Annotated in this window: 28 protein-coding genes; 18 read left to right on the top strand and 10 right to left on the bottom strand. The window is 43.1% G+C overall.

The genetic code is table 11. From position 1 onward, the window contains the following. Nucleotides 1–679, bottom strand: a 679-nt coding sequence (locus H6G96_RS33775) for a ParM/StbA family protein (protein WP_190917830.1), incomplete at its 3' end; no start/stop codon positions are given. Nucleotides 680–806: 127 nt separating this feature from the next. Further along, nucleotides 807–1,055: a hypothetical protein gene (locus H6G96_RS33770; RefSeq protein ID WP_190917828.1), complete on the bottom strand. Its 249-nt coding sequence runs from the start codon at nt 1,053–1,055 to the stop codon at nt 807–809. Between the two features lie 35 nt (nt 1,056–1,090). Between H6G96_RS33770 and mobV the strand changes: the two genes are divergently transcribed. The 3 genes from mobV to H6G96_RS33755 all read left to right on the top strand — a co-directional run bounded on the left by mobV (nt 1,091) and on the right by H6G96_RS33755 (nt 7,336). Then, nucleotides 1,091–2,896, top strand: coding sequence for a MobV family relaxase (mobV, locus tag H6G96_RS33765; RefSeq protein ID WP_190917826.1), 1,806 nt, complete (start codon nt 1,091–1,093; stop codon nt 2,894–2,896). A 121-nt stretch (nt 2,897–3,017) separates the two neighbouring features. After that, nucleotides 3,018–6,023 (top strand): EAL domain-containing protein, encoded by a 3,006-nt coding sequence (locus H6G96_RS33760; RefSeq protein WP_190917824.1) that lies wholly within the window; start codon nt 3,018–3,020, stop codon nt 6,021–6,023. A 746-nt stretch (nt 6,024–6,769) separates the two neighbouring features. Next, a complete protein-coding gene (locus H6G96_RS33755) occupies nt 6,770–7,336 on the top strand; it encodes a hypothetical protein (protein ID WP_190917822.1) in 567 nt (188 codons plus the stop codon). A gap of 46 nt (nt 7,337–7,382) precedes the next feature. Here the strand turns inward: H6G96_RS33755 and H6G96_RS33750 are convergent, their stop codons facing one another. After that, nucleotides 7,383–7,934, bottom strand: a complete 552-nt coding sequence (locus H6G96_RS33750; RefSeq protein ID WP_190917802.1) for a hypothetical protein — start codon at nt 7,932–7,934, stop codon at nt 7,383–7,385. 334 nt (nt 7,935–8,268) lie between these two features. On the opposite strand from H6G96_RS33750, the gene H6G96_RS33745 reads away from it, so the two are divergent. Both H6G96_RS33745 and H6G96_RS33740 read left to right on the top strand, forming a co-directional pair. Continuing rightward, nucleotides 8,269–8,793 (top strand): hypothetical protein, encoded by a 525-nt coding sequence (locus tag H6G96_RS33745; RefSeq protein WP_190917800.1) that lies wholly within the window; start codon nt 8,269–8,271, stop codon nt 8,791–8,793. Between the two features lie 275 nt (nt 8,794–9,068). Then, nucleotides 9,069–10,346: an EndoU domain-containing protein gene (locus H6G96_RS33740; protein WP_190917798.1), complete on the top strand. Its 1,278-nt coding sequence runs from the start codon at nt 9,069–9,071 to the stop codon at nt 10,344–10,346. Nucleotides 10,347–10,470: 124 nt separating this feature from the next. Here H6G96_RS33740 and H6G96_RS33735 read toward each other — a convergent pair whose 3' ends face one another. The 6 genes from H6G96_RS33735 to H6G96_RS33715 all read right to left on the bottom strand — a co-directional run bounded on the left by H6G96_RS33735 (nt 10,471) and on the right by H6G96_RS33715 (nt 16,080). Then, entirely contained in the window at nt 10,471–10,728 is a 258-nt protein-coding gene (locus tag H6G96_RS33735; RefSeq protein ID WP_190917796.1) for a hypothetical protein, read from the bottom strand. A gap of 155 nt (nt 10,729–10,883) precedes the next feature. Further along, on the bottom strand, nt 10,884–11,012 hold the full coding sequence (locus tag H6G96_RS42605) for a hypothetical protein (protein ID WP_277933020.1): 129 nt from the start codon (nt 11,010–11,012) through the stop codon (nt 10,884–10,886). Nucleotides 11,013–11,231: 219 nt separating this feature from the next. After that, a complete protein-coding gene (locus tag H6G96_RS33730; RefSeq protein WP_190917794.1) occupies nt 11,232–14,402 on the bottom strand; it encodes a primase-like DNA-binding domain-containing protein in 3,171 nt (1,056 codons plus the stop codon). Further along, nucleotides 14,402–14,641 (bottom strand): hypothetical protein, encoded by a 240-nt coding sequence (locus tag H6G96_RS33725; RefSeq protein ID WP_190917792.1) that lies wholly within the window; start codon nt 14,639–14,641, stop codon nt 14,402–14,404. Before H6G96_RS33725 ends, H6G96_RS33730 begins: the two co-directional genes overlap by 1 nt. 276 nt (nt 14,642–14,917) lie before the next feature. After that, the gene (locus tag H6G96_RS33720; RefSeq protein ID WP_190917838.1) at nt 14,918–15,640 is read right to left on the bottom strand and encodes a hypothetical protein; all 723 of its coding nucleotides are present in this window, start codon (nt 15,638–15,640) and stop codon (nt 14,918–14,920) included. Between the two features lie 254 nt (nt 15,641–15,894). Further along, nucleotides 15,895–16,080: a plasmid partition protein ParG gene (locus H6G96_RS33715; RefSeq protein ID WP_094346453.1), complete on the bottom strand. Its 186-nt coding sequence runs from the start codon at nt 16,078–16,080 to the stop codon at nt 15,895–15,897. A gap of 278 nt (nt 16,081–16,358) precedes the next feature. On the opposite strand from H6G96_RS33715, the gene H6G96_RS33710 reads away from it, so the two are divergent. The 13 genes from H6G96_RS33710 to H6G96_RS33655 all read left to right on the top strand — a co-directional run bounded on the left by H6G96_RS33710 (nt 16,359) and on the right by H6G96_RS33655 (nt 23,243). Then, nucleotides 16,359–17,474, top strand: a complete 1,116-nt coding sequence (locus tag H6G96_RS33710; RefSeq protein ID WP_190917790.1) for a ParM/StbA family protein — start codon at nt 16,359–16,361, stop codon at nt 17,472–17,474. Nucleotides 17,475–17,477: 3 nt separating this feature from the next. Then, entirely contained in the window at nt 17,478–17,711 is a 234-nt protein-coding gene (locus tag H6G96_RS33705) for a hypothetical protein (RefSeq protein WP_190917787.1), read from the top strand. Beyond that, nucleotides 17,708–17,932, top strand: coding sequence for a hypothetical protein (locus H6G96_RS33700; protein ID WP_190917785.1), 225 nt, complete (start codon nt 17,708–17,710; stop codon nt 17,930–17,932). Before H6G96_RS33705 ends, H6G96_RS33700 begins: the two co-directional genes overlap by 4 nt. Then, nucleotides 17,929–18,204, top strand: coding sequence for a hypothetical protein (locus H6G96_RS33695; protein ID WP_190917783.1), 276 nt, complete (start codon nt 17,929–17,931; stop codon nt 18,202–18,204). Before H6G96_RS33700 ends, H6G96_RS33695 begins: the two co-directional genes overlap by 4 nt. Then, the gene (locus H6G96_RS33690) at nt 18,176–18,370 is read left to right on the top strand and encodes a hypothetical protein (protein WP_190917781.1); all 195 of its coding nucleotides are present in this window, start codon (nt 18,176–18,178) and stop codon (nt 18,368–18,370) included. Before H6G96_RS33695 ends, H6G96_RS33690 begins: the two co-directional genes overlap by 29 nt. Continuing rightward, a complete protein-coding gene (locus H6G96_RS33685) occupies nt 18,360–18,509 on the top strand; it encodes a hypothetical protein (protein ID WP_190917779.1) in 150 nt (49 codons plus the stop codon). The genes H6G96_RS33690 and H6G96_RS33685 overlap by 11 nt, the downstream gene beginning before the upstream one ends. Next, nucleotides 18,461–18,904 (top strand): hypothetical protein, encoded by a 444-nt coding sequence (locus H6G96_RS33680; protein WP_190917777.1) that lies wholly within the window; start codon nt 18,461–18,463, stop codon nt 18,902–18,904. Before H6G96_RS33685 ends, H6G96_RS33680 begins: the two co-directional genes overlap by 49 nt. Nucleotides 18,905–18,912: 8 nt before the next feature. Continuing rightward, nucleotides 18,913–19,584 carry a hypothetical protein gene (locus H6G96_RS33675; RefSeq protein WP_190917774.1) on the top strand — a complete coding sequence of 224 codons (672 nt, stop codon included), beginning with the start codon at nt 18,913–18,915 and terminating at the stop codon, nt 19,582–19,584. A 70-nt stretch (nt 19,585–19,654) separates the two neighbouring features. Beyond that, on the top strand, nt 19,655–20,233 hold the full coding sequence (locus tag H6G96_RS33670; protein WP_190917772.1) for a hypothetical protein: 579 nt from the start codon (nt 19,655–19,657) through the stop codon (nt 20,231–20,233). After that, nucleotides 20,230–22,053: an ATP-binding protein gene (locus tag H6G96_RS33665; protein WP_190917770.1), complete on the top strand. Its 1,824-nt coding sequence runs from the start codon at nt 20,230–20,232 to the stop codon at nt 22,051–22,053. Before H6G96_RS33670 ends, H6G96_RS33665 begins: the two co-directional genes overlap by 4 nt. Before the next feature lie 209 nt (nt 22,054–22,262). Next, nucleotides 22,263–22,595, top strand: coding sequence for a response regulator transcription factor (locus H6G96_RS41790; RefSeq protein ID WP_242063502.1), 333 nt, complete (start codon nt 22,263–22,265; stop codon nt 22,593–22,595). Nucleotides 22,596–22,712: 117 nt separating this feature from the next. Continuing rightward, nucleotides 22,713–22,934 (top strand): LuxR C-terminal-related transcriptional regulator, encoded by a 222-nt coding sequence (locus H6G96_RS41785; RefSeq protein WP_242063501.1) that lies wholly within the window; start codon nt 22,713–22,715, stop codon nt 22,932–22,934. A 90-nt stretch (nt 22,935–23,024) separates the two neighbouring features. Then, nucleotides 23,025–23,243: a hypothetical protein gene (locus H6G96_RS33655; RefSeq protein ID WP_190917768.1), complete on the top strand. Its 219-nt coding sequence runs from the start codon at nt 23,025–23,027 to the stop codon at nt 23,241–23,243. A 23-nt stretch (nt 23,244–23,266) separates the two neighbouring features. Here H6G96_RS33655 and H6G96_RS33650 read toward each other — a convergent pair whose 3' ends face one another. After that, nucleotides 23,267–23,878: a PEP-CTERM sorting domain-containing protein gene (locus H6G96_RS33650; protein ID WP_190917766.1), complete on the bottom strand. Its 612-nt coding sequence runs from the start codon at nt 23,876–23,878 to the stop codon at nt 23,267–23,269. Nucleotides 23,879–24,120: the final 242 nt, after the last annotated feature.

The following is a 24,120-nucleotide window of genomic DNA, read 5'->3' as shown; positions in this document are numbered from 1 at the left end:
TATCCAACATATTGGCAAAGCCCAACAGTGGACTATCCCCCAGCTTCAGTTGCCCCCGGTCAAAATAAAGTGCTGTCGTGTTCCTGTGACCAAACATCAACACCGCCAGTTGGGAAGTGCGTAACCAGTCTACCCCCTGCTGTTTGATTCGCAGTGCTGCTAATCCCCCACCTTCAGGACGGCACAAGAAACGCTCTAGGTTCACCTTTAAATATTGTTTGCGTACCGTAAAATTAGCCAGCATCACCCGTAACTGTTCTTCAAAGCGACGGCGATCGCTGTACTCATTCCACGGCAGAAGTAACGCCAACTCCAAATTAATTTGTTTTTTCGCTGTCACCTTAACTAAGCTTAGTTCAACAATTAAGCCAACAGCCCCCAGTACCTTCCACAAGGCATTCTCATATTTGAGTTCCTTAATCCGGTCAAGCGGATCAAAGTTAGCCGCGAACTCACCCAATACCACCACTCTGTTATTCCACTCGATCCACAGTTGTTGGTCTGGTGAGGGGCTACCAATCCAGCCCAAGCGTTCCATGAAAAAATTGAGTTTATCCTTAGTAATCTCTTCTATCGCTGGTGGCAGCAGAACATAATTTGGTTTAGTCTGGTCATCCACTTGATAAATTATCTTAGTTTGTGACCCGCCAACGTCCACGCTGAGGAAAATGTCAGTCATGCAAAAAGCTGGTTAAAACGATGATCTGATCTTAGTGCAGATTTAGAGCAGATTGGCACTAAAACAGTGCAGATACCGCACCAATTTAGCACAATCTGGCACTCGTGATTCACCTCGCATCATCACCCTAAATGCTGATTTCGGCTGACCAAATTGTGCCAAGTTGCTCAATATTTGTGCTGAGTTGCACTATTATTGTGCCAAGAGGTCGCGCGAGTAGCGGGAGTGGGTGCTGTTGCCGCAGAATTTCGCCTCGGTGTACCATGTTGTTGGTGTATGTACTCACTACACTTCCGCGCCCTGCGGGTGGGCTGCGCCCATTCTTCGCTCCGCTCAGAACACAGAAGTTGCGTTCGCCCCTGCGGGGAGTTTGCACCCCATTGGCACACCTGTAAAATCCGAGAAAAAAGAATGGTGGCTTTAGCGATTCTGCGCGTTGAAAAACTCAAGTCTTTCGGCAACATTGGCGGTAGCGAGAAGCATACCGCACGTTTACAAGATACCCCAAATGCCGACACCACTAAAAAAAATATCCGGCTGATTGGCATGGAGGATGATTCACCGCTTGAAGTTTTGGTGAAAAACAAGATAGCCAACACAACTTTACACAAACCGCGCAAGGATGCCGTGCTGTGTAGCGATATTTTTCTTTCAGCATCCCCAGAATATTTTCGCCCCGATAATCCATCAAAAGCCGGCGAATGGGATAATCCCCGAATGTTGGACTTTGTTAAGGCTTCTCGCAGTTGGCTAGTCAACAACTATGGTGATAAGTGCGTCAGGGCAGAATTGCATTTGGATGAAGCTACTCCCCACATTCATGCCTATGTTGTACCCATCAACGAGAAAACTAAGCAGTTAAGCCACAAAGAAATGTTTGGGGGTAATGGTCGTGCTGCCAGCATTAAGTTATCGAAACTCCAAGATAGTTATGCTGCTGCACTCGCTCCTTTGGGCATTGAACGAGGGGTCAAGGGCAGTAAGGCAACCCACACCAAAGTAAAGGAATATTACCAAGCTGTTAACAGTGAACCACTAAACAACGTCTGGTCGAATAAAAAACTTGAACCCGAACCTTTTGAATCAGCTACAAATTACGTTGCCCGGATTCAGAATGATCACCAATTCCATGTCCTCAACCACCAACTGGCTGACCGCGCTTTCATGCAAGAGCGACTAGAGAGGGCAGAGCAACGGGCTAGGGCCAGCGAGAAGGAACGACAACGGCCAGAAGAAATTGTGCGCGAGCTGGAATTGAAAACCCAACAACTGCGTGACTTGGCCTTAGAGGATGTCGCCTGGGAGTTGGGGCTACACCACGAGGAAGGAAAATGGAAGGGTCACGGACACATCATTAATATAGATGGGTCCAAATTCTACGACTTCGCCCCCGATCAACAAAAGGGATCAGGTGGTGCGATTGATTTGGTGATGCACGTTAACAATTGCAATTTTCGGCAGGCGGTTGTCTGGTTACATGAGCGTTTTGGGGAAGCTGGGGTAGAACGGGCAGCGATCGCTCACGTTAAGAACAGGGCTGCTGACATTATTCAGACTGAACCGCGAACCCCGTTTCAGCTACCTGTTGAGGAAAAAAGCAAGTGGTCTTCTGTCTCCAACTACCTGACCCAGAAACGGGGAATACCTGAAAATTTTGTGGAACTTCTGCATAAAAGGGGGTTAGTTTACGCTGATGACCAGCAAAACGCTGTGTTCGTCATGCGGAATCTTGGCGAAGAACCCCAGGCAATAGGAGCATTCCTGCGGGGGACACGGGGCGAGAACAACACGTTTAAGGGCTACGAGAAAGGAACAGTTAGGCGTGAGGGCTGGTTTCACTTCCGCTTAGGCGGACAGCCAACTGAACCTGTAGAGAAAGTGGTGCTTTTAAAATCGCCTATCGATGCCGTGTCTTTTGCCATGCTGGAATATCAGCTTAGAGGCGACGTGCCACCCAATAGAACGCTGTACATGGCGGTAGATAATCCCAAAAGCTTACCAGTAGAGCAATTGCAGAATATTCCTAATGTACAAGTGGCTTTTGACTCGGATGATGCTGGCAATGCAGCTGCACGGGCTACCAAGGAACTACTGCCACAGTCCAAGCGGCTCAAGTGCAAAGCTAGCGATTGGAATCAGCAGCTTATTGATTATGGGCAGCAGTTAAGGCAACAGCAGCAACAGCAACGCCAGCAGGATGATGAATTGAGTCTTTAATTAAAAGCCCTTTTGTAGTGCTGATGTAGTTTTTCTAGCCGTGAAAAACACTTTGAAACAATGCTATAGCAACTGCTACGGTGATACCTATTACTAGGAAACCAGGTCACTGGTCACTACCATGAGGCTGAAACGCACTAAAGCTACAGTCCGTATGCTGCTTTATAGGGCGCCTTTACGGCTGGTTCTGATTCTTCCCTTTGTTTTACAGATTGTGATCGCCGTTAGTATTACCGGGTGGCTTTCTTACAGAAATGGAGAGCAGGCAGTCAATGATCTTGCAGCCCAACTTAGAGATGAAGTGGTTGCTCGAATTCGTCAGCATTTAGATACTGAGCTTGCCACCTCCCACCTGATCAACCGCATTAATTTAGGACTCATCCGCTCTGGTGAACTGAAAACAGATGATTTTGCCGCTTTAGGAACCCATTTTTGGCATCAGCTTCAAACGTTTAAATCGACTAATACGGTCTTCTTTGGTAATCCTCAAGGGAGGTTCATCGCAGCGCAACGGCTAGACGATAATTCACTTATTTTTATTAAAAGAGAATTGCCTCCTGCTGAGGCTAAAGTTTATAACGCAAGCACACAGGGGAAGCTAGCAGCATTTAAATCAGTGATTCCAAATTTTATTGACGTGCGAAAGCGCCCTTGGTACAAAGCTGCGAGCATCAGAAGAACTCCAACGTGGGGAAATATTTTTGCACTCCAAATCAGACCAAGCATTGATCTACCTGCCATTACTCCAGTACTCAACAGTAACAGAGATTTGCAGGGTGTTATAGGTAATAATTTGGCATTGGGAACCATTAGTGAGTTTCTTTACAGCCTCAAGGTTGGGCAATCTGGACAGACGTTTATTCTAGAGCAAAATGGTGAATTAGTAGCTAGCTCTACTGCACCGCAACCTTTTTTAATTGGGAAAGATGGTAAAACCAAGCGGATGACAGTAGCAACGAGCAATAATGCCGTGCTTCAGGCAGCAACTGATTATCTTCTCAAACAATTCAGTAATTTAAAGGGGATTAGTACAACAAAGCAGCTTCGGTTTTTGATAGACCGCAAACCGTATTTTATTGAAGTTTTTCCTTATCAAGATCAGTGGGGACTTGATTGGCTCATCGTTGTTGTTGTGCCAGAATCCGATTTTATGGGACAGATTCACGCCAATACACGCACCACTATTGTGTTGTGCATCGGCGCGTTGGTGATCGCCACCTACTTCGGTATAATGACCACCCGTTGGCTGACTCGCCCCCTGTTGCAGCTCAATTATGCGGCAAAGGAAATTGCCCAGGGGAACTTTCAGCAAATGATCACTGCTTCACGCATCCGTGAAGTTAAAGAGCTGGCAAGCTCATTTAACCAAATGACGTTACAGCTACAGAAATCTTTCACGCAGATGAGATCACTAAACCAGGCACTACTAGAAAGTGAAAGCCGCGTGAAGCAATTTCTAGAAGCATTACCTGTAGGTGTTGCAATCCATAACCAGGCTGGACATTTGACTTACGTAAATCGCATTGGGCAAAGGCTGCTTAACATTAATCAACTTCCCAATACCGAAAAGTGGAATCTCATCGATACGTTTCAACAATATCGAGCTGGCACATCGCAGCCTTATCCGCTTGAAGACCTGCCAGCGATGCGGGCGCTTAGGGGTGAAACGGTTCAAACAGAAGATATTGAAATTCATCGAGACAATCGGGTGATCTCCTTAGAGGTATGGGCAACGCCGATCTTTGATGAGCAGGAACAAATCGCTTATGCAATCGCCGCTTTTCAAGACATCAGCAATCGCAAACAAACACAAGCACAGCTGATCTACAATGCGCTACACGATGCTTTGACCGATTTACCTAATCGCAATTTGTTGATGGAAAGGCTGGAACTCGCAATCAATCGAGCCAAGCGTGTGGATGGGTACCATTTTGCCGTTCTGTTTATGGATTTAGATCGCTTCAAAGTAATTAATGATAGTTTAGGACATCTAGTAGGTGATCGTCTGCTGATTAGCTTTGCCCACAAACTCCAGTCCAGCATTCGCTCTACCGACCTAGCAGCGCGTCTGGGAGGTGATGAATTTGTCCTTGTGCTGGAAGAAATTAAAGGCATTCAAGAGGCAGTTCAAACGGCTGAACGTATCTTCGCTCAACTGCAATCTCCTTTGGTGCTATTCGAGCATGAGGTCTTTATAACCACCAGCATTGGCATTGTTTGGGGTACGAAAGATTACGAGCAAGTCTCTGACCTAATTCGCGATGCCGATATTGCGATGTATCGAGCTAAAGCCCAAGGCAGAGCCAGATACGAAATTTTTAATGCACAAATGCATACCCAAGCGATGGAGCGGCTGCATCTAGAAAACGACCTCCACAAAGCCCTGGAACGTCAAGAATTTCTTGTTTACTATCAGCCGATCATAATGTTAAACAATGGGCAACTAGTAGGATTTGAGGCATTAATTCGCTGGCAGCACCCAACGCGAGGACTCGTTGCTCCTGGAGAATTTCTGACGGTGGCTGAAGAAACAGGGCTAATTGTCTCCATAGATGGTTGGATGCTCCATACAGCCTGTCAACAGCTTGCAGCGTGGCAAAGAGCGTTTAGCAATACCGCTTTGAAGATCAGCGTTAATCTCTCAGCCAGAGATTTTTTGGGAATTCATCTTCTGGATGAAGTGGAACAAGCTCTGGTGAAAGCAGGCTTAAATAGCAGTTGCCTAACGCTAGAAATCACTGAAAGTATGTTGCTCGACAATGTGGAGGACACGATTAAGCTGGTCGCCAGCTTACGAGAGCGAGGTGTTCAAATCAGCATTGATGACTTTGGTACGGGATATTCTTCGTTAAGCTACCTTCACCGTTTGCCCATTGACTTTTTGAAAATTGATCACTCTTTTGTGAGCAATATGCAGGTAAGCGACAAGAACTATAAAATCGTTTCAACGATTGTAACGTTAGGCAACCAGTTAGGGTTAGAAGTGATTGCCGAAGGGATCGAAACGTTACAACAAATCGAACAATTGCAGCGCCTCGGCTGTAAATTCGGACAGGGTTATTTCTTGTCTAGACCTTTACCGCCGCAGGCAGCCGAAGCTTTGCTCATGAGAAACACCTTTCTCTAATGGGGGTATGAGAATCATTAGAACAGAAAATCTATAGCATAACTGAATAAATGAATGAATGAACTAATCATAGTAGCCTCCCAAAAAATCTTTTTTGTAGTCTTTATGTAGCAATTTAGTAGTATTTTTCGATGGCTGTGACTAAAAAATCAGTTTTGACTCAAAAAAACTTTCGCAAAAATTTGGCGTACTGTGCGTCAAAAAATCATATTATTCTTTTCTCGGAGCATAATATCACTGTGATATTTAAAAATGCAGAAATTCTGGCATTTTCCATTGATTTGCCATTACTGTGCCATACCCATGCCATTGGTATGCCAAAATTGAGCCAGTTTTAACCCTAATTATCAATAGTGATAATTAGTTGAGAATTGAGGTTTCAAAATTCCATTCATTTGCCATTGAGATGCCATAAATTTGCCATAATTCTGCCATTGGGGTAAGTTTTTAGTTCGTATGCGAAGTTTTTTAAGATGAACTCTCTAGCGTTTACTAATTTGTGGCAGTCAAAAAGAATGGCGATATGTGACAGTCAAGAAAAAAATGAAATTGATAATGAGCTAGGGGTGAGCTATGTCTACCCCAAAATCGGACATACTAGAGTGAGTTAGTATCATCAACTAAAAGTACAGCACTGTTTATTGTGGATGCCAATTCAATGAAAGCAGCAAGCTTTAAGTGACTTCTGCTCACAAGTGCTTCTTGATACAAGTTTTGTGGCGAAGGCGTTTAAGCAGATACATCAGATGAAACGCGAGTTTGGCTTGGGGTATGCCTTAATTAATGTTGGAGAGTTTCACCCAGACATTGGCGAGTTCACTTACCCAAACAAAGATGGGCTTGAGACTTTGTGGCTGGATGAATCAACAACTCATCAATACCTAAACAGCGAAATGGCCACTAACGTTTTGAACGTTGTCGATGACTTATGCTGCCCCCCTCACCACGAAGTTTTCATTTTCATGGGCAGTATTGATAATGGCGATGCAGTTATTGAAGGTCGATACAGTGTGGCTGTCATGAGTTTCGATGTTGCTGACCCCTACAGCATCAAACCCTCATCAATTACATCTAAGCAAATTGAGAAACGGTTGCGACGGATGGCTACTAGCGGAGTACGTTTGTTAATTCTCGATACTTCTAATCCTGATTTTATGGGTAAGAACCTTGCAAAATGGCTGCGTGAAATCAAGAGGTTAGGAAAAAACGCCTCGCAACACTTTAGCGTTATGATAGATGCCACTGATGAGTTTCCAGCAGAACTGCCGCCGGATTTGCAAGATGACTGCTGGACGATCAGGGTTGGCAATTAGTCCGCAACTGCATTACATGTATTAGCCCTTACGTGTAACTAATGGCTTAAGGAGCTACTTCACTTTTTGCGAAAGTAATACGGATATTGCCATAGCTTTTGGCATCTCCAAGGGAGCTTCTGTCCTCAAAAATTCCATTATTGGTACTACCCATACCTGTGAAATTGCTGTTGAAATACAATCCTAAACCGTAATAATCACTATTAATTCGTGTAAATAAACCTTCGTTTATAAAACCAAGTATGTTGTCTTGAATGTAAGCAGTGTTGCCAGGTAAAGTCTTAGATAATCTTCGCAAAACAGTGTTGGCAGAGTCTAGCAAGCTCACAGTCCAATTTGTCAAAAATACTTGAGAAATATTAGAAGTAAGTAGTGACTCCACATTGACTGTATAAGTTCCACTAAAAGAACCACCATGCAACTCCATTGGTAATCCCAATGACCCAAGAGCAGATGTACAAGCAAAATTTCCCCAAACACTAAATGTTTTTAAATTGACATCTAAATTGACATCTATTGTTGGGTCTGTCTCACGAACGCCAATCGCTGCGGTGGTATTTTCTGGCGATAACTTTTTTAAAGATATTGCACAAGACATAATTCTGATTTCTCCACATTCTGCCAGAGCAGAGGTCTTAGGTGTGCGCTCATTTGCACATCTTTGATGATGCCAAACTCAAGACACTGCTATAACCAACTTTCAAAAAGTAAAGGCCAGTTTTTATCCTGTTAGTAGCAGCCTACTGTGCTTTCAATTAATTCGGATATCTTCCTTGAGATAGATTTTGGGTCATCGTAGTCGGGTAGCAGGACTATATTGCTATAATCCCACCCCAAGAGAACCGGACGTGCGCCTTGCATGGCGGCTTATAGCAGCTTCGCTACTTTCTCCCCAATATGCATCAACTTGGTAGTAATGTTTTAGATGAAGCTTGCAAAAAGCTGTAATTACTTATTTAAATAAAATGAGCATCAAAATATTAGAAAGTCTAAATTCCTTAGAAATTAAAGAATTTAAAGCAGAAATCCTAACAAAACGTAGTATAGGAAATATTTTATTTGAAATAAAAGAAATAAGCTCTGATATGACCCTTGAAGAATCTGAAGATTTGACAGAACTTCTGGATTTATTTGTTAGTCAAATGGGGCATGTAGGGCTTGGCGATCACTGGAAAGAAATTCATCAAGCCGCAGCTCAAAAAATTTTAGCACTTGTCTTGACGAAAGATTTGGCTTACTCTTCAAAAATTATGACAATAGAAGAGGCTGAAAAAATTTCTACTAAGATGTTCAACTTTTTTCAAAATCCCTGTAAATTTTTTACTAACGCAGTATTTGCCAACAACTACTCGGCGCTTAGTGCTTGGGATTCACTGACAGACGCAACATTTGACACAGGTATAATTTTTGTAAGTGCTACACTGATTGGAATGCTGTGGGTTAAGGATGAAGACTAATAGCTGATCTATCAAATAAATTAGCAATCAAATTTTTAACTTATATTTAATCAAAATTTAATAGGTGGATGACATACTCTGTAACTACATTACCAATAGTCATGCAGATTTTTTAAAATCAAATGATTTAATATTTGCTGATTTGCTAGTATTTTTAATTATGTACTATTTCTTGATTTATTCATTTAAAATAAACTAAATTAGCAGCGTTAATCTACCTATTTAGGTTCAATATAAAATACTACTAATTAACTCAAGTAACTAACCTATTAAGTATGTCTAAGTTAGCTTTCACTTTAAAGGTATCAACAGGAGCAGTTATACTGCTTACCTTTTGCGTAACTAGTGCAAATAGCACCACAATTTCTGAAGGTTTTGAGAGTGGTACAAAAACAAGTTATGCAGATGCTGATGTTAATCTCAGCACAGGCTTATGGAATTTGAATGATGCTCTAATTGGTGATCTCAGCACTGACAGAAAAAATGGTGCAAAGTCTGCCCGCATTCGTAATAGTGGTAAAGTGACGATGCGATTTGATCGCACTACGGGTGCAGGCTCTATTACTATCAAATACGCTAAGTTTGGTACTGACGCTAATACTACTTGGGGTGTTTGGTGTTCAACTAACAGTGGCTCTTCATGGATACAAATCGGCTCCACTGTCAATACCACTTCTACAGCCTTGCAAACAGCGACTTTTACACCCAACATCTCTGGTAGTGTTCGCTGTGAAATTCGTAAGACTGATGGAACTGCAAACCGAACCAACATTGATGACATCATAATTAATGATTATGGTTCTTCCGGTTCCACTTCTCCTTCTCTACCAGCCGGTTCTGTACCTTTGTTTGACGATATCAACAACCCTGTATCCGGGTTAGCCTATGGTAGCCCGGCTGATGTTACACCAAGCGCCCCAGCCCTCAATAGCTTTGACACAGCAGTAGTCAATCTTTGCAGCGTTCCAGGTACTGTTGTCAGTCGCACTGGCTTCCAGTCTATGATGCAAAATAACCCTACTGTTTTGGCAAATGTCAAAGCATACGTGGGAGGATATCTCAAAGTAGGTCGTACTTCAGATACTGATTTCTTGAACGATTTAACCGATCTTTGGTTTAATGTCGCAGGTTTTGACCATGTATTCTGTGGAGAACCAGTTCAAGGAGGCTCTATTGGTGGGCTACATTTTGTTGGTCGTTATGTGGAACTGCAAAATAAGGGTTTAGCTGGACGACTGAATAATAATACGTTTAGGGAAGAAGTTGTTCCCAACACAGTCTACACAATGGGTGTTGTCATGAAGGTAGGTACTGGCACTGCTCAGTCTACTATCAAAGGTTATCCTTACAGCCTCAATGCTGAAGAAATTTTGTCAAACGCATCTTTAGGTTACAAGAACAACCCCAACACTAGCACCACTAACCAAGCATGTCTTCTGGGTGTCACAGATGAGAATAGAACTTTTAAAGCCGTATTTGTCAGAAGACAAGGCGGTATCCGTACTTTCTATCCCGATGCTACTCCTGACGCTACCCCCAACTGTATCCAGTAATAGGACTAACGCAGTGATAGAAAATCAGTATTTTGGATGACGAGGGGTATAAGAGTATAGGCTTGCGCTTAAAACAAATTATTTAAAAGAATACTAGCAAACCAGGAGTAATCAAGTGTAACAATTATTCAGTTACATCAAACTCATCACTTATTAGCGCCTTAAAGCTCTGTGTTAACTGCTGCCAGAGTAACTCAATTTCCTCATAGCATTTCTGTGAAGAAATTTTCCCAGAAGTCTGTAGATTAGAGAGATGACAGACACGTTCAGAAAATTCTTGAAGATTAGCATTGAATAAAAGGTTTTGAGGCGTATACTTTCCAAGATATCGATAGCGCTGGTAGAGAAAATTATTTTTGTCTATCTGATTGTCGTTATCCATATTCAAAAAAATCTTCTTAGTACAAATTTAGACTTAGTTTTTGCACGTTGCTTTTACATTTACATCTACATGTAGTATTAAAATACCCGTTTTGGAATCGGAATAACTTAATTTTTCAATTCGTCTTTGGTCATTTTTGTAAGTTGCACGTTGTTCTAAAGTTGATATTTATCGGTATCTTTCCCAACTGGTGACAGCATCGCCAAGCTAGCCTCTGTTCCCAACACCTGCTCGTCAGTCACTTCCAAATATTTCTGCAACAGACGATTCCAGAAGCCACTCAAAACAAAATGATGGGGTATATGGGGAATAGGCGATCACGCTTTAGCGCGATCCAATGTCTTGGGGTCGCTCTCCGCAAAGATCGTTGCAAACCACCCCAATCAAAATGCGAGTTTCCGTCAGCCAAATATTAATGGCAGGATGAACTGATGGGACAGCACAATCAGTGACGAAGAGCGTCACAGCCAGCCCTAAAAGTAGACATTGCTTTCATCCACTGCCTAATCATGCAGAAATTTTATCCAATCACTCCTGAAGATTTCTAATTGACATAATTGACCTTTAAAGCCTCGATAATCAATTGTTGCGCTACAAAAATATGTTTCCATTAGTTGAACGCTCTTAATGATTCCGACTTGCCACTTGCGAACACTGTCGTTGAAAAATTCAATTTTATCCCCAACTTTCAATTCCGGGCGAGATAATTCGCTTTCTCGTGTATTTATCAATTCACCATCTTGTCGAGAAGAAAACCCAGTCACAGCAAGGGTGTCCTGGCTGTCCACCCCGTTTTCGGCAAGATCAACTTGTTGGACAGGCTCAAACCCAGTCACAGTAAGGCTGTCCAGGTTGTCCACAAAGTCTAGGGGGACTGAAGGGTTATCAGTTAAATTGACAATTTGATTAACTCCACTTTCATTATTTTCTTCATCTTTTTTTTGCAATGCTAATTCTTGGGGGAGGACAATTGGACAGGGTGGACAGCCTTGCTGTGTAAGGCTTTTAGCCTGTCCAGGGTCAAAATGAGGGGTATTTAGTGGGTGGACAGGGTGGACAGGTAAGCTGTGTATGGGTTCTGGCGTTTTGGTAGGGTGAAAAAACTCATCAAATTCTTCTATTCCCCCTTCAAGGCATTTATCTTTAAAGCAATACCAAAATTCCGAAGAAGAAAGTGAAGAATCCGGTGGCCCCTCCGGTACTTTCATCTCAAATACCCCAGCCAGTGGTTCAATGAATGCAAAGTGGGACTGAATTCTTTCACGCTTTCCGTTGACCGTAGGTGTCCAGCTACGTTCCTTGAAGTTGTGGGGCAAGACTGTTTTTAAATGGCTAATAAATTTGGACATCCCCAAAGGTGCATAACCATGTTCCCGGCAGTAAAGTACATACCAGCTGTGTAAACGACTTTGTGGTATGAATGTTGCATTCGTTGAGGGGCGTAAGCACAAATCCACAAAGGATTTGGTTGAGTCCCCGTACAAAGATGCCTCTAGCGCCAAATTCTTTGCCCGATCTGAAGAAGGAGGCGATAATAAAATGCGATCGCGTTCTGCTCGTGGCATTGCTAAAGCCCAAGAAATTATGTCCGACTTCACCTCTTGTAGCTTCAGCCACAAGTCTGGGTCAGGGGTTACATCTCGGTTTTTTACTGGGATTGGGTAAGCTCGACGCATCCAGCCGTCGCCAGCATTTTCGATTTGTAGATGACTTACAGAGGCAACCCAAAACCGAATGTACCACTGGATTGAATAAGCCACTGGATTGAATAAAGCGCGTCCGCTCATTGCCCCATTGTCAACTAATTCGTAAAAAGCTCGGACTCCTTCGGCATAACCTCCTACGTCAGGGAATCCAAATATCCGCTTTCCACTTAAATATTGATGCCGTCCTTCCGGTGTAGAAATATCCGCAAAGTGTGTGGCGCTACTAGAGCCGGATTCGCCAAATAAACTACTCCAAAACCGTCCTAGCGTCCCCTTGCCCCCACCACTTAAGCCAATTAAGTGGGGAAACCGACCATAAGGGGCGGTTGGGTCTAAAAACATACTCGTGAACGCCCGAATCACTTCAACCAATTCTGACCCAAAGCTTTCATTTAGAAATTTGAGAAAAACTTCTGGACATGGTTTGTTGGCTTCGTAATCGTGGGGAATAATATTAGTGAGGTAAAAATCTTTGCGATGAGGCATTTGTTCACCAGTTCGCAAATCAACGACACAATTGTTAAACCCTAATAAATGAGTATTGGTTGGCAGTGGTTCTGCTGGTTCTAAGCGACTGCGGCAATATTTAAAGGCAGATTCTTTGTGTGCGTTAGTTTCGTAAGGTTTGGTTATTCTCCAGCCAAATGTCTTTGTGTAAGAGAGCTTGTAAGCGGATTCTCCAGCGTCTGCGAGGAGCTTGTAAGCTTTATTATCATCTTGGTGCTGCCATTGGTTATTCTCTTGTGACCACTTGTAAAAGGATGAATTCACTACCATCCATTCAGTTTGAGGAAAGATTTTTCGGTAAGCCCAGCCATCAAAAGTACCCGCCGTCACGCAGTTAGAATAGGGTAAATTCATGGCAGTGCATACAGGCAAGTAAAATGCCTCTGGGTCTGCTGGGTCAATATCTATTTTAGAATTAGATAAATCCGTAACTTCTTTTTCAATAGTTTCGGATTCTGCCAACTCTTGCTTTCGCTGCGCCACAGCCGCGTGAATCTCCTGCTCTAACCGACGGATAAATTCTGGTGTTTCCATCTGCCCCAAGATTTCTTTGATGTCACTTGATTTATATGGTAAATCGGGGCAGATACTATTGGGGCTAATTCCAATAAATGCAATTCCTACTTCGGCAGCACATTCAGAACACGTCTGGAGTTTTTTCAAGCCAGTGTCATCGGGGTCATGCAGAAAAACGATTAATCCTATGCCTGCTTCAATTGCGCGTTGATATTCAGGCGTGATAGTCTTTTTATCCCATCCACTGCCCTGAAACGTAATTCCAGCAAGACCATGTGAGCGACCAACTTCTACGCATCCCTCGCCTTCATGCTGAAGTAGTGCCGGAGTTCCATTTACTGATTTAGCACAGGCTAAAGCTTCATCAATGCGGTATGCTCCCCAAGGCAAATCGCCTTTTTTCATTTGGGGTGTGCCATCAAGTCGCCTATGCCATTGCCGAAAGGTCTTGCTATAACCTTTCTCCTTATTGGCATCTGGCCACTGGTAGCGAACCACCCATTGCGACTCTGAGTAAGGATAAATTGTTTCGGTGGCACTGCCCTCAACATCTTTTGGTGGTCTACTCGTTAATTTTTTCGGTTGGGGAATATCTGTTGCTGCTTGGGTCAACATCACCAAACCTAATTCACCATCTGGAATTGGTGCTGGTTTGGGCAAGATTCTCTTGGGCTTCGCAGCCAAACGGTTTAGGGATGGAGTGTAATTAGCCCCTGCCCTTTCTGCTAGAACTTCAGCCCAGGGTTTAATCGCCTCCCGGATGTCTTTGCACTCACAATTATTGAAGCATCTGTACTTCCCGGTTTCTGGGACAATAGATAAGTCATTACCGCCACAAACTGGACAAATAAACTTATTTTTAACTTTGGACGGTTCTAGCTGGTCTTGAAAATTTCGGATGTCGAAGGAGGCGAACGCCTGTTGATTGGGGAATTGTGCAACCATTACGCGATACCTCCTTGAACATTATTTAATTTTTGACTATTGCTTAATACATAAGTTGGCGATTGTTTCGGTTGAGCCAGTGCATAGTTAGGCTGATGAAAGCGATCGCGGTTCCAGACTGTAAATTCTCCTATTGAATAGCACCAGTCTGGTTTACCGCAGTGGGGGCAAGCGTTAGCAATAGTTGCGAATAGCAGCTTGTTGGTAGCTGAGGTATGAAATAGCTGTTTTTGTGACACTTTACAAATCCTCCATTATGTGTGTTGGAGGAATTGGAGCTATCCCGTGGCAGTAATCTTCTAGTACAAACGTTCAAAAATCACGCTTTGCTAAAATTCCTGAAACGCTCTTTACATCTGGTGAGCCAGTATTACATTGGCTTTACACCAAATCGTGTAAGATAAAATTACTATTAGGGATACTAATTAGGCGGCAAAACCCAATCCCCAATTCCAAGTGAATAAACTTAGAAAGCCCCGTTGTCCTAGCAGGAAGCGGGGTTTTCGCTATTTATTCTATTCATATTTGCTTAACCAATTTCTGACAAACTCGGTTACTTCCTCCTCTGGAATTACAAATGCACTACCTTTTCTCTTGAGAACTAGAACTTTCATGTTTCCTATCTCCGTATAAAGATGTTCTTTGTGATTTGGGGATGCCTTTGTCGGAGGCCATAAAACCAAAACTCTTGCTGTGGGTGTCTTTTGCGCTTCACGCGAAGACATCCTGAACAAATCTCTATTTTTGTCAAACCAGCTTTTGTAATCTGCCAGTTCAACTAGAGGGCAAGGTTCCCAAGTCCCTAAGCGATTCTTTTTTCTTCTCACCTGCAAAACCTCTTTGGCTTCGTTGTAGACAATTAAGCTGTCTCCTTTCGATCTAATCGAGATAAACAGGTGAGTTTTCCCAGGAAACCTAATAAATAAGTCTACAGGGTTCTTGTCTTGTATTTTCAGTACCGGAAAGACTTGTATACCAAAACTATTAAACTCTTGCAAAAGTAGGGCTGTTATTTTTTCTAGCCGCACAAGTTTTTGAACTCGTACTAAGGGCTGGTAAGCCAATGCAAAAGCAAGCCAGCCAAACGGATTAATGAAGCTGCCTGTACCAAGCGCAACACCACCAGTCACTAGAGCCAGACCAGATTCATGGTCTATCGCCTCCCTAATCCACTCTAACGCCGCTTCGTTATGCGGCGGAAGTTGAAAATCGGTTGCTGGGTCTTTCACGGTAGTCATTGGAGACATCAAAATTAATGATGTGAAATTAGCTCTTTCTTTACCGATACTAATGCTTGGCACTGCATTTTTGAATCAATAACCAGTTATTAAAGTCTTTATCCACTGCTGGCAGTAAGCGAAAGTTAGATACGTCTGACCGATCAGACCTCTACACCGTATTGGGCAGCAAAATTAATTTCGAGAGCTTTAAACTGTTCCCAGGAGCGATAGCTTATTGCTGTCAGCATGGGGGTAATCCTCAAAAATACAAATTATGCATCTTTACTTTTTTTGGGCTGAGGTGGAGATTGCTCATTTTGGTCTAGGTACTCCTCAATGAAGTCTACTAAAACTTCATTCATACTTTTCTTGTGTAATGCACAAGCAGATTTAAATCTCGCTCTCACATCCTCGCTCAGGTAAATTGAGACTCTTACTGGTTTTTCCTCTTCAGTCAAGTGTTAAAACTCCATATCACTTTAACTCTAGATTGCCACCTTTAGAGGTAATCCGCTAGAGAGATAAAGAGTTATAGAGTTATAGTAGTTTGTTGTTTTAACTCTATAGTGTTATCATAGCATTAACAGCAAGCCAAAACCAGTCACCCAACAAAGGCAACAGAAGCCAGAAAGTGATGCTATGGCTTGCCACCAACTGGATGTGTGGATTTAAGGTGATAAGCGCCTCTAAATTCTCCAAAGCCAGACAAATCAAGACTTTAACAAACAACAGAACCATGACAACCTTATATTCCAATGCCAAAAATTGGCTCGTCCAAGCAGACTTGTTAGCCAAATCAGGGCTAACTGACCTCACAGGAGGTAAAGACGCAGGAGCAGGGTATGGGAAGGCAATCATCGGTGATTTTTCGATCATGATGCCAGCCGCATACTCACTTGTTCGCAACCGCAACATCATGCACCACGAAACCATCTCAAAAGATGGGGCATGGCTGCGTTATGTAGAAGGTTCACGCCTGGACTTAAAAGACGTTCAATTTTTCTGGGGCAGTGCGGCTCTAGCTCAAAGTGACCACACTCCACTGCACGAAGATAAGGCGAAAAAGGCAGAACTGGCATTAGAAAGCATCCTTGCAGACTTATCAGTTCTGAATATTCCTTCGGGGGTCAAGCTTTCAATTAGTTTGAGCAATCACAACCCAGAACGCTGGGGCCAAGAGATTAAACGCAGGGTTGAAGGAACTCACACCTTTGAACATTTGCATCCTGTAACTCGTTCCATTGTCACCAAGACAGTTGAAATCATAGTCACAGGCATTTATCCCGAAGGATTTGGAAGCATTGCCCACTGCTTGTTTGGTGAAGCATCCCTGGTGCTTGACCCCTCAGAATTAGCGATCGCTCTCGATATCGGTTCATCAACGTGGCTTGTAACTGTCTTTAACGGCAGTGGTGCAGTGATTGACCGTCACTTGATTGAAGGTGGAGCCGGTGAACTGCACAGCATGATTGCAGAAGCTCTCGACAAGCGAAACGACCGAGTGAGCTTGCTGTCCAAGGATGTGAAACACTCGCCCAGTTTGGTGAACCAAGGGATTATTGAAGGCACTTTCACTTATGGAGGCAACCACCTCACGGGTAAGAAGTTTGAAACCGAGTACAGCCAATGCCTTGATCAGTGGTGGTCAAACAGGATTGAGAAATTCGCCAACTTTGTGACTGCTGGTAATTACCTGGATAGAGCGAAATACCTTGTCGCCTGGGGTGGGGGTGTTGACTTGCCAGTGGTGGATCAGAACTTAGCTGGTTTTGGCTTTGTGGTCTTGAATAATCCCCAATTCATCAATGCTTTGGGGTTGAAACTATTAACTCAAATTGCAGAGGGAGCCTAATCAATGAATTACGAATCTCGGCGTATAACCATCTCCTACTTAGCAGTAATTGAATTGTGCAAGATGTTTGATTTACCTCAAGACGCACCGACACAAGCATTATCAGCAGGTGTAGAGAAGCTGATTTTTCAACATGGCAATGTGCAAGCATCACCAAAACCAGAAACAGTGCAATCTACACAGCCCAATAAATCGGCACTTAGCGCAATGGTCACTAATTTCAAGGGGGCAGCATGAACAGAACCACATTCAGAAACACGGTTTTAGGCATTGGTGCAACAGGGGCGGCTCTCGCATTGGGCTACTTCGGAGTGCAGCACCTGGGGAGAAACACCATGTTTACCATTGCTGCGGCTGTGGGGGGTGCAGGGGCCATCAGCTATGTACTTCAGAAACCGAGTCAGCCAGAAGCCCCAACCGCACCGATAAAAGCTCAAAGGAAAGGAAAGAAGTCATGAGCGACCAGGACACCCAAAAGACACAACCATCGCTAACAACAACCGAAATCATGACTATCATCCTCGGTTGCGAACAGATTCTTAGATTCGTGCAAGCATCTCCCAATTACAAACAAATCGAAGCGTCCGAACGGTTCAGTACATCGAATGACTTAAAGATGGGTGATGCTGTTCAGACGCTTGTTGAAGTTCACGAAGCAATCCTAAATATCGAGTTTTATTCGCAAGTTGAGGGACAAACAAATGTTTTCAATGACAGCCTTAGTGCGTAATCATTTGTACCAATTCCGTGGTCAACAACTGCGCTACAGCCATCGCTCTAATTGTCGAGTCAATGCACCTTTCATTTTCAATGACTCGAAAGGCAGAAGAAAAGAATTAAGCCAAAACCAAGTACAGTTGGAGGTTTTTGAAGTTGTTGAGTTTTGTGAGAACTGATGATGAAGCGATCGCACCTGCCGGCAAGCTTGGCGATCGCCCATCTGTGCATCGTGAGTACACATCAGACACATTTTGGATCTTAGCAGCATGGCACTCGACTACAGAAATCCCAACGATTGGGGACGCTCACCTCTGACCGACTCCGCCCTAAGAAAGCAGCAATTCAAAGCGGAAAATCCTGAACAATGGGCAGCAATGATTGAGTCCGATATTGAAGCACTCTCCACGCCAATATTCGAGAGTGAAGATTACCCACCCTTTACCGGGACGGAATTTCTAGCAACTCATGAAACCATTGATGATCATCCATACTCTGCGGCATTTGGTCAATTCTTGGGCAACGGTATTGACCCGGATATTGCAAATATCTTAGCGTTTGGCTCTAAGCGATTTGATTTAATCTCTGATGATTTTGATGATCCAATACGGCAACTAGCAACGAGAATTTATAGCCGATTTGAAGAGATGGGTTACTGGGATAAGTTGCCCCAATCATCCAGCAATATCGACTATGACTACATCCCTTATTAGGAGAATAAATGGCACGTAATTTTGGAGCAGCAAAACTCAAAAACCATATTCCCAACAATGCCCCCGGTACGTTAGGAGCAATGGGCAGACTGTTTGATGTCTCAGAATCGGACTTCAACAAAGCCCTCCTTGGCGACCAAACGGTAATCACCAAAATTGCAGATATGGCGCGACTGTCTGACACAGCTAAGGCTAATCTGCCTAAAGCTTTGGAGGCATACCGCAAAATTATCGAAACAACTGGGGACGTAAACCAAGCCTATGCCGAATTGGTGCAACTGACCCAAAAACACGGTACGCAAACCCTGAAAGCTATCAACACCAGTAAGACAGGAGAGCAGCGTTTCAAAAATGAGATGTCCGAGATGCAGGCGGAACACGTCAACGCTACTACTGCCGAGGCCACCCGTCACGCTCAACGCTCATCCTTGATTCAGATATCTGGGGCTACAGCCGACCTCATGGCGATCGCAAAATATGAGGCTGATTTAATCAAAGCTTCTAACAAGCTGCCTGAGACACAAGACGCAGCAGATCGCGCTTATGAAACTGCGGTAACTAGCGCACTGTGGACTAATGGCAGTGAAGCGAAAACCGACCGCATACCAAAGCCTAATTACTCGCGCACTGCTGGCATTAGCCGAGTAGGGCAGTGGTTCAGGAATTTTATGGGCATCTAACCATAGTTAGCTAAAAGCCAGCAGTGACGGAAAACTCTGGCTTTTTTTGTTTCACCCACGCGAGGTAAACATGAATGAAATTGATTCCCTATTATCGCAGTTCCAAAATACCAGCGAACAATCCACACCGTTAATGTGGGGTGAAACTACTGAAGAAAAACCGACCCCAGAGAGCGAAGACGGCGAACGGCTAGAACAGTCCATCCGTGATGTCTTCAGTAACAAGCAACTGCTAAACAAAGCACTGGCTACATTCTTGGGAGTGTTCACCGCCAATGCTGGAGTCAGCCTACTCACAAGTCTTGGGATTGGGGCAATGGCTTCTGGCACATTGGGCAGCATTGTACTGGGGCTATTCTTCGCCAATACCCTGACCAAGCTTCACTACGACGGACAAATCCACATTGACAAAGATTTTTTGGTAGCGACCGCCCAAACCGCAAGTGTAGGAGCTTCGTTGTGGATTGCCTTTGATGAATATAGGGCAGTGTCAGAAGCAACTAATACAGGTAAGACACGGTTCTATCAGGAGGTTAAAACCTACGAAGTTAAGCCAACTCCCAAGAGTGAAATACCTTGGCTGTGGATTGGGGTAGGTGCTTTTGTGTTGTTGGTGATTGCAGCAATCGTCAGGGGAACAAACCAATGAAACGCAAACAATTTGAAGAATACTTGCGTTCGGGAACAGCCAACAATATTACTGTAGGGGTGCTGGCGGCAATTGGCTTAATTTGTGGGGCAAAGTCATTTAGTGGCACAATGATTAGTTTAGTTGAATATTGCTTCATCCCCTCAACGCTCACCAAGCCGGTTAACCGTCAAAGGTACTGCACTCCCAGCAAGCGTTACATAATGCCAGAGTCGGAATTTTATGCTGAAGCTTATGCACCAGCTAATCCAGAGTTTCAACGTGATAATTTTCTGCCAACCAAAGCTACCCGTCTAAGAATAATTCCACCAAGCAACCCTGATAAATCGCTTTGGGGCCTAGCCTCCGTTGTGGCAACTGGTAGCGCTTTCGCTTTATCCAAAGCTAGGGAATGGCGATTAGTCCAACTAATGCCCTCTGTTCGAGAAGAAATTCGTAGCAATTGGTTAATTTCTAAACTTTGGTACGGGTTAAGGCTCCACAAAGAAAGCTACACCGCGCAGTTAGACTACGAGTTTCACCAGTGGTCAGAGAATCGACGGGTCAGAGCAGCACAGTTGTCAAAAATGACACCGCAAGAGTTAGCCATCTTTCAGGAGCAAGTGAGGTTAAGGGCAGAAGCCGAAGCACAAGTGCAACTGCAACAGGCAACGGGGCAGCCAGTCGGGGCATTACCAGGGCAATCAATGCAGGATATTGCTAGGGGTGACGATAAAGTAACTGGGGAAGAACAGCAGACATTACAACAGAATACTGCCAAAAGCCTTGATCCATCAGAAGCTCTTGCCCTCAATACTTTGCAAGCCCTAGCCAGAGCCGATAGCTCTACTGCTTTAGTCGCTGCACCGGGAAGCGGTAAATCAGTCACCCTCAATTACTTAATTCAGAAAATCTTGGCGGATTACAAGAATGCTGACATCTGGGTAATTAGTGCTAAGAATGATAGTTTCTGCGGTTTACGAGAGAAAGAAAGAGTAATTGTCTTTGACGGGGAAAACCCAGACCTAGCGAAAGAGGTAATTGATAACTTTTACACCTCGTACAAACAGCGTAAGCAACTACTAGAATCAAAGCGCGAATCCTTACCACCATTGATTCTAATTTTGGATGACTGGTTAGTGATTGCTGACCAATTAAGTAAGCATTACTCCGACTGGAATTATGGGGGTAAATTACTTGACGTTTTACTGATTGGTAGAGAGTTTAATACTAAGTTTATTGCTTCCCTACAGTCTTTTAATCTGGCAGCATTGGGCATTGAAAAAATGGATGCTCAAACGAGAATGTGTTTGAATTTATTGCTGTTAGGTAATAGGTATATCAAGAATGGAAGGGAACAAGAATCTTATGGGGTACTGGAGTTGATTTTAAATAGAGGTGACATTATTCCAGGTAAGCAAGAGCGGGAGCAAATTAAATCTAAATACTTGGATATTAAAACAGTCTCCTATCAAAACTTACGCCCAGTGATGATTGCTTCTGTTGGGGGCTTTGTAGTTGCCTTAATGCCTCAATTATCTAATCAAGCCAAGTCAATTGCTTCGGAGCAGGAATATTTAGATAGAGTATTTGACCTGGAATTTAATTTAAATCCTGCTCACAATCCACATCCCCAACCATTATCTGAGGTAGCTAAAAAGATTTATGAATACTTCCAGAATGTGAAGTCGAAAACGCCAAAAACATTACGTGATTTGAAGAAAGCAGACAGGTTATCTGGTTATTCAGAATCAGAATTAATTGATGGAGTAGCTGAATTAGTAGAGAGGGAGAAGGTAAATTCTGACGCTCCTGATAGCTACTCCCTACCTGATTGGTGAAAGTCCTGCCGTGATGCCGTGGTCATAAAAAGGGATGTATAACTTGCTTTTCTGAGTGGACACGGCATACGGCAGCAATCACGGCAATCCATACTCTGTATAGGTCGTAGCCTACGGCACTGCTACGGCAGCACGGACACCCACGGCAGAAGCATCAATAATAAGTCCGCCAATAAACAGCCATTTATTATTAGAGGATTAATAAAATCATGCTGAAAATAGTAATTGTTGAACCAGAAATATTCACTCTCTTAGGCATCAAAGCTGCTATTTCACAATCTCCAGACATAGAAGTAACTGGTGATGCCACTTCTGGAAAGCTGGGGTTTAAGTTAATTGAACAGATGAACCCTGATGTTGTGTTAGTTGATTTATTATTACCCGACATGAGTGGTTTAGAACTGACTCGCTCAATCAAAAGGGAAACTAATAGTAAAGTGGTAATTTTTACTAATCAGACTCATTCAGATTTTATTAACTCAGCTTTCCGTCATGGGGCTGATTCTTATATGCTCAAAAGTGCTGATGTAGAATTGATTTAACTAGCCATCAAGAGAGCTTACTTTAATGAATGTCTACTTGACCCGAAGCTGGCTAAAAAATTATTAGAAAGCCTTTATCACAACAGATATATTGACCCTAGTTTTGCTGACAAAAACTTGTTTGAACCTCCCACTGAGCGACAAATACAAGTGCTGCGTTTACTGGCTCAGGGTTTGATTTTTGAACAGATTGCCAAAGAAATGTTTCTCTCTGTTAGTACAGTCAAAAATTATGCCAGTGATTTGTACAGTAAATGGCACGTCAAGAACCGTTATGAGGCGATAAAAAGAGGGGCGATGCTTGGTTATATAGACTATAACTTGATTGTGAATGAATGATGTATTGGTGAGGAGACGGAAGGTATTAAGTCGGGTATTGGTGGGGTTTATTTTTGTACAAAATCTCTATATCCCTAACTAGCCCAATCGTTGCTGCAATTCCTCCAACGCACAGGGAGAACATCGGCAGTAATACAGGAGATACAGCCCAACTTTAAGGTAAAGGGTCAACGGTTCACTTCTCTTGAGTTGAAGCGACTGTTTAATGAGTTGGTAGAGGCGAGTCTGGCCGGATGGCTAGATGCCTCGACCATCGAAATTGCCCCAAATCAGACAGAATGCTTATGCAGCAATGGAATTAGGCGATAGTGCATTAGACAGACACACTTTCCTTAGACAGACTTACCCGTAAATAGCTGTTTGCGCTTAACAAGTGAGCCTACACCAAAAAAACCAGCTAGTAAAGATCCTAGTATAGAGGATGGTTCAGGGACAGATATGGGGGCACTTTCCTTAAAGATTTTAACTGTATAGCTACCAGCATTGTCTAATCCACTGCTTTGGCTAACGTCATTTACATAGAAGTCAGCTCTGTTCCCAATACCTAGATACTCGAATGAATAGATACTAGTTGATTGATATTGTCCCCAGAAATTGTCATTGTTAGAGCCAAGAGCATTAGAAAATAAGCCAAAATCAAAATTTCCAAAATTCGGGTCAAGGTCGTTTTGAGTGGCAAAATTATTGCGAGTTACAAAACGAGCATCAACAACCCAATTAGGAATTCTAAAATCAGGCTGAAATGTCCCGGAAACCTCAAATTTATAGCGCACTCCGTTTAAAAGAGGACTAGACAATACGGGAGTTAAAGGACTCTTTGAATTTATAGTAAGAGTTTCAATAGGGTTAAGTTCAAAAGTAGCTGCAAGAGTTTGGGGTGTAAGTGTTAACAAACTCAGAATAGTAATCGAAGACAATATTGATAAGTTTCTCAAATAATGCATAAGGTTTTCTCAATTTAACTGAGATTAAAAGTGGAACTAAATGTCTCCTACAGGTTTAACCTACTTATGATTAAAGTGGTATTACTTTTTCCCAAAGAAACAATATCTTTATAAATAAGGCATCTTTTACGTAATTTTTCCTATTCAGACATTACATCCATCTTTTAACCTCCTTATTTCCTTGTAGATTAATTCAGACTCTCGCCTAAACCCAGATTATAGAGCGGGTGTTATCTCAATTA

The sequence above is a fragment of the Nostoc sp. FACHB-892 genome, assembly GCF_014698795.1.
Lineage (GTDB): Bacteria > Cyanobacteriota > Cyanobacteriia > Cyanobacteriales > Nostocaceae > Nostoc.
Note: the sequence above shows the minus strand (reverse complement) of the source record. Positions and strands in the feature narration are given on the sequence as shown.

Bases quoted from the DNA above. Each gene is read 5' to 3' on its own strand.
- H6G96_RS33710 (WP_190917790.1), top strand. From the start codon at position 16,359: ATGACAACCTTATATTCCAATGCCAAAAATTGGCTCGTCCAAGCAGAC.
- H6G96_RS33700 (WP_190917785.1), top strand. From the start codon at position 17,708: ATGAACAGAACCACATTCAGAAACACGGTTTTAGGCATTGGTGCAACA.
- H6G96_RS33670 (WP_190917772.1), top strand. From the start codon at position 19,655: ATGAATGAAATTGATTCCCTATTATCGCAGTTCCAAAATACCAGCGAA.
- H6G96_RS33705 (WP_190917787.1), top strand. From the start codon at position 17,478: ATGAATTACGAATCTCGGCGTATAACCATCTCCTACTTAGCAGTAATT.
- H6G96_RS33675 (WP_190917774.1), top strand. From the start codon at position 18,913: ATGGCACGTAATTTTGGAGCAGCAAAACTCAAAAACCATATTCCCAAC.
- H6G96_RS33730 (WP_190917794.1), bottom strand. From the start codon at position 14,402: ATGGTTGCACAATTCCCCAATCAACAGGCGTTCGCCTCCTTCGACATC.
- H6G96_RS33760 (WP_190917824.1), top strand. From the start codon at position 3,018: ATGAGGCTGAAACGCACTAAAGCTACAGTCCGTATGCTGCTTTATAGG.
- H6G96_RS33720 (WP_190917838.1), bottom strand. From the start codon at position 15,640: ATGACTACCGTGAAAGACCCAGCAACCGATTTTCAACTTCCGCCGCAT.
- H6G96_RS41790 (WP_242063502.1), top strand. From the start codon at position 22,263: ATGCTGAAAATAGTAATTGTTGAACCAGAAATATTCACTCTCTTAGGC.
- H6G96_RS33695 (WP_190917783.1), top strand. From the start codon at position 17,929: ATGAGCGACCAGGACACCCAAAAGACACAACCATCGCTAACAACAACC.
- H6G96_RS33755 (WP_190917822.1), top strand. From the start codon at position 6,770: ATGAAACGCGAGTTTGGCTTGGGGTATGCCTTAATTAATGTTGGAGAG.
- mobV (WP_190917826.1), top strand. From the start codon at position 1,091: ATGGTGGCTTTAGCGATTCTGCGCGTTGAAAAACTCAAGTCTTTCGGC.
- H6G96_RS33650 (WP_190917766.1), bottom strand. From the start codon at position 23,878: ATGCATTATTTGAGAAACTTATCAATATTGTCTTCGATTACTATTCTG.
- H6G96_RS33690 (WP_190917781.1), top strand. From the start codon at position 18,176: ATGTTTTCAATGACAGCCTTAGTGCGTAATCATTTGTACCAATTCCGT.
- H6G96_RS33750 (WP_190917802.1), bottom strand. From the start codon at position 7,934: ATGTCTTGTGCAATATCTTTAAAAAAGTTATCGCCAGAAAATACCACC.
- H6G96_RS33665 (WP_190917770.1), top strand. From the start codon at position 20,230: ATGAAACGCAAACAATTTGAAGAATACTTGCGTTCGGGAACAGCCAAC.
- H6G96_RS33735 (WP_190917796.1), bottom strand. From the start codon at position 10,728: ATGGATAACGACAATCAGATAGACAAAAATAATTTTCTCTACCAGCGC.
- H6G96_RS33680 (WP_190917777.1), top strand. From the start codon at position 18,461: ATGGCACTCGACTACAGAAATCCCAACGATTGGGGACGCTCACCTCTG.
- H6G96_RS33740 (WP_190917798.1), top strand. From the start codon at position 9,069: ATGTCTAAGTTAGCTTTCACTTTAAAGGTATCAACAGGAGCAGTTATA.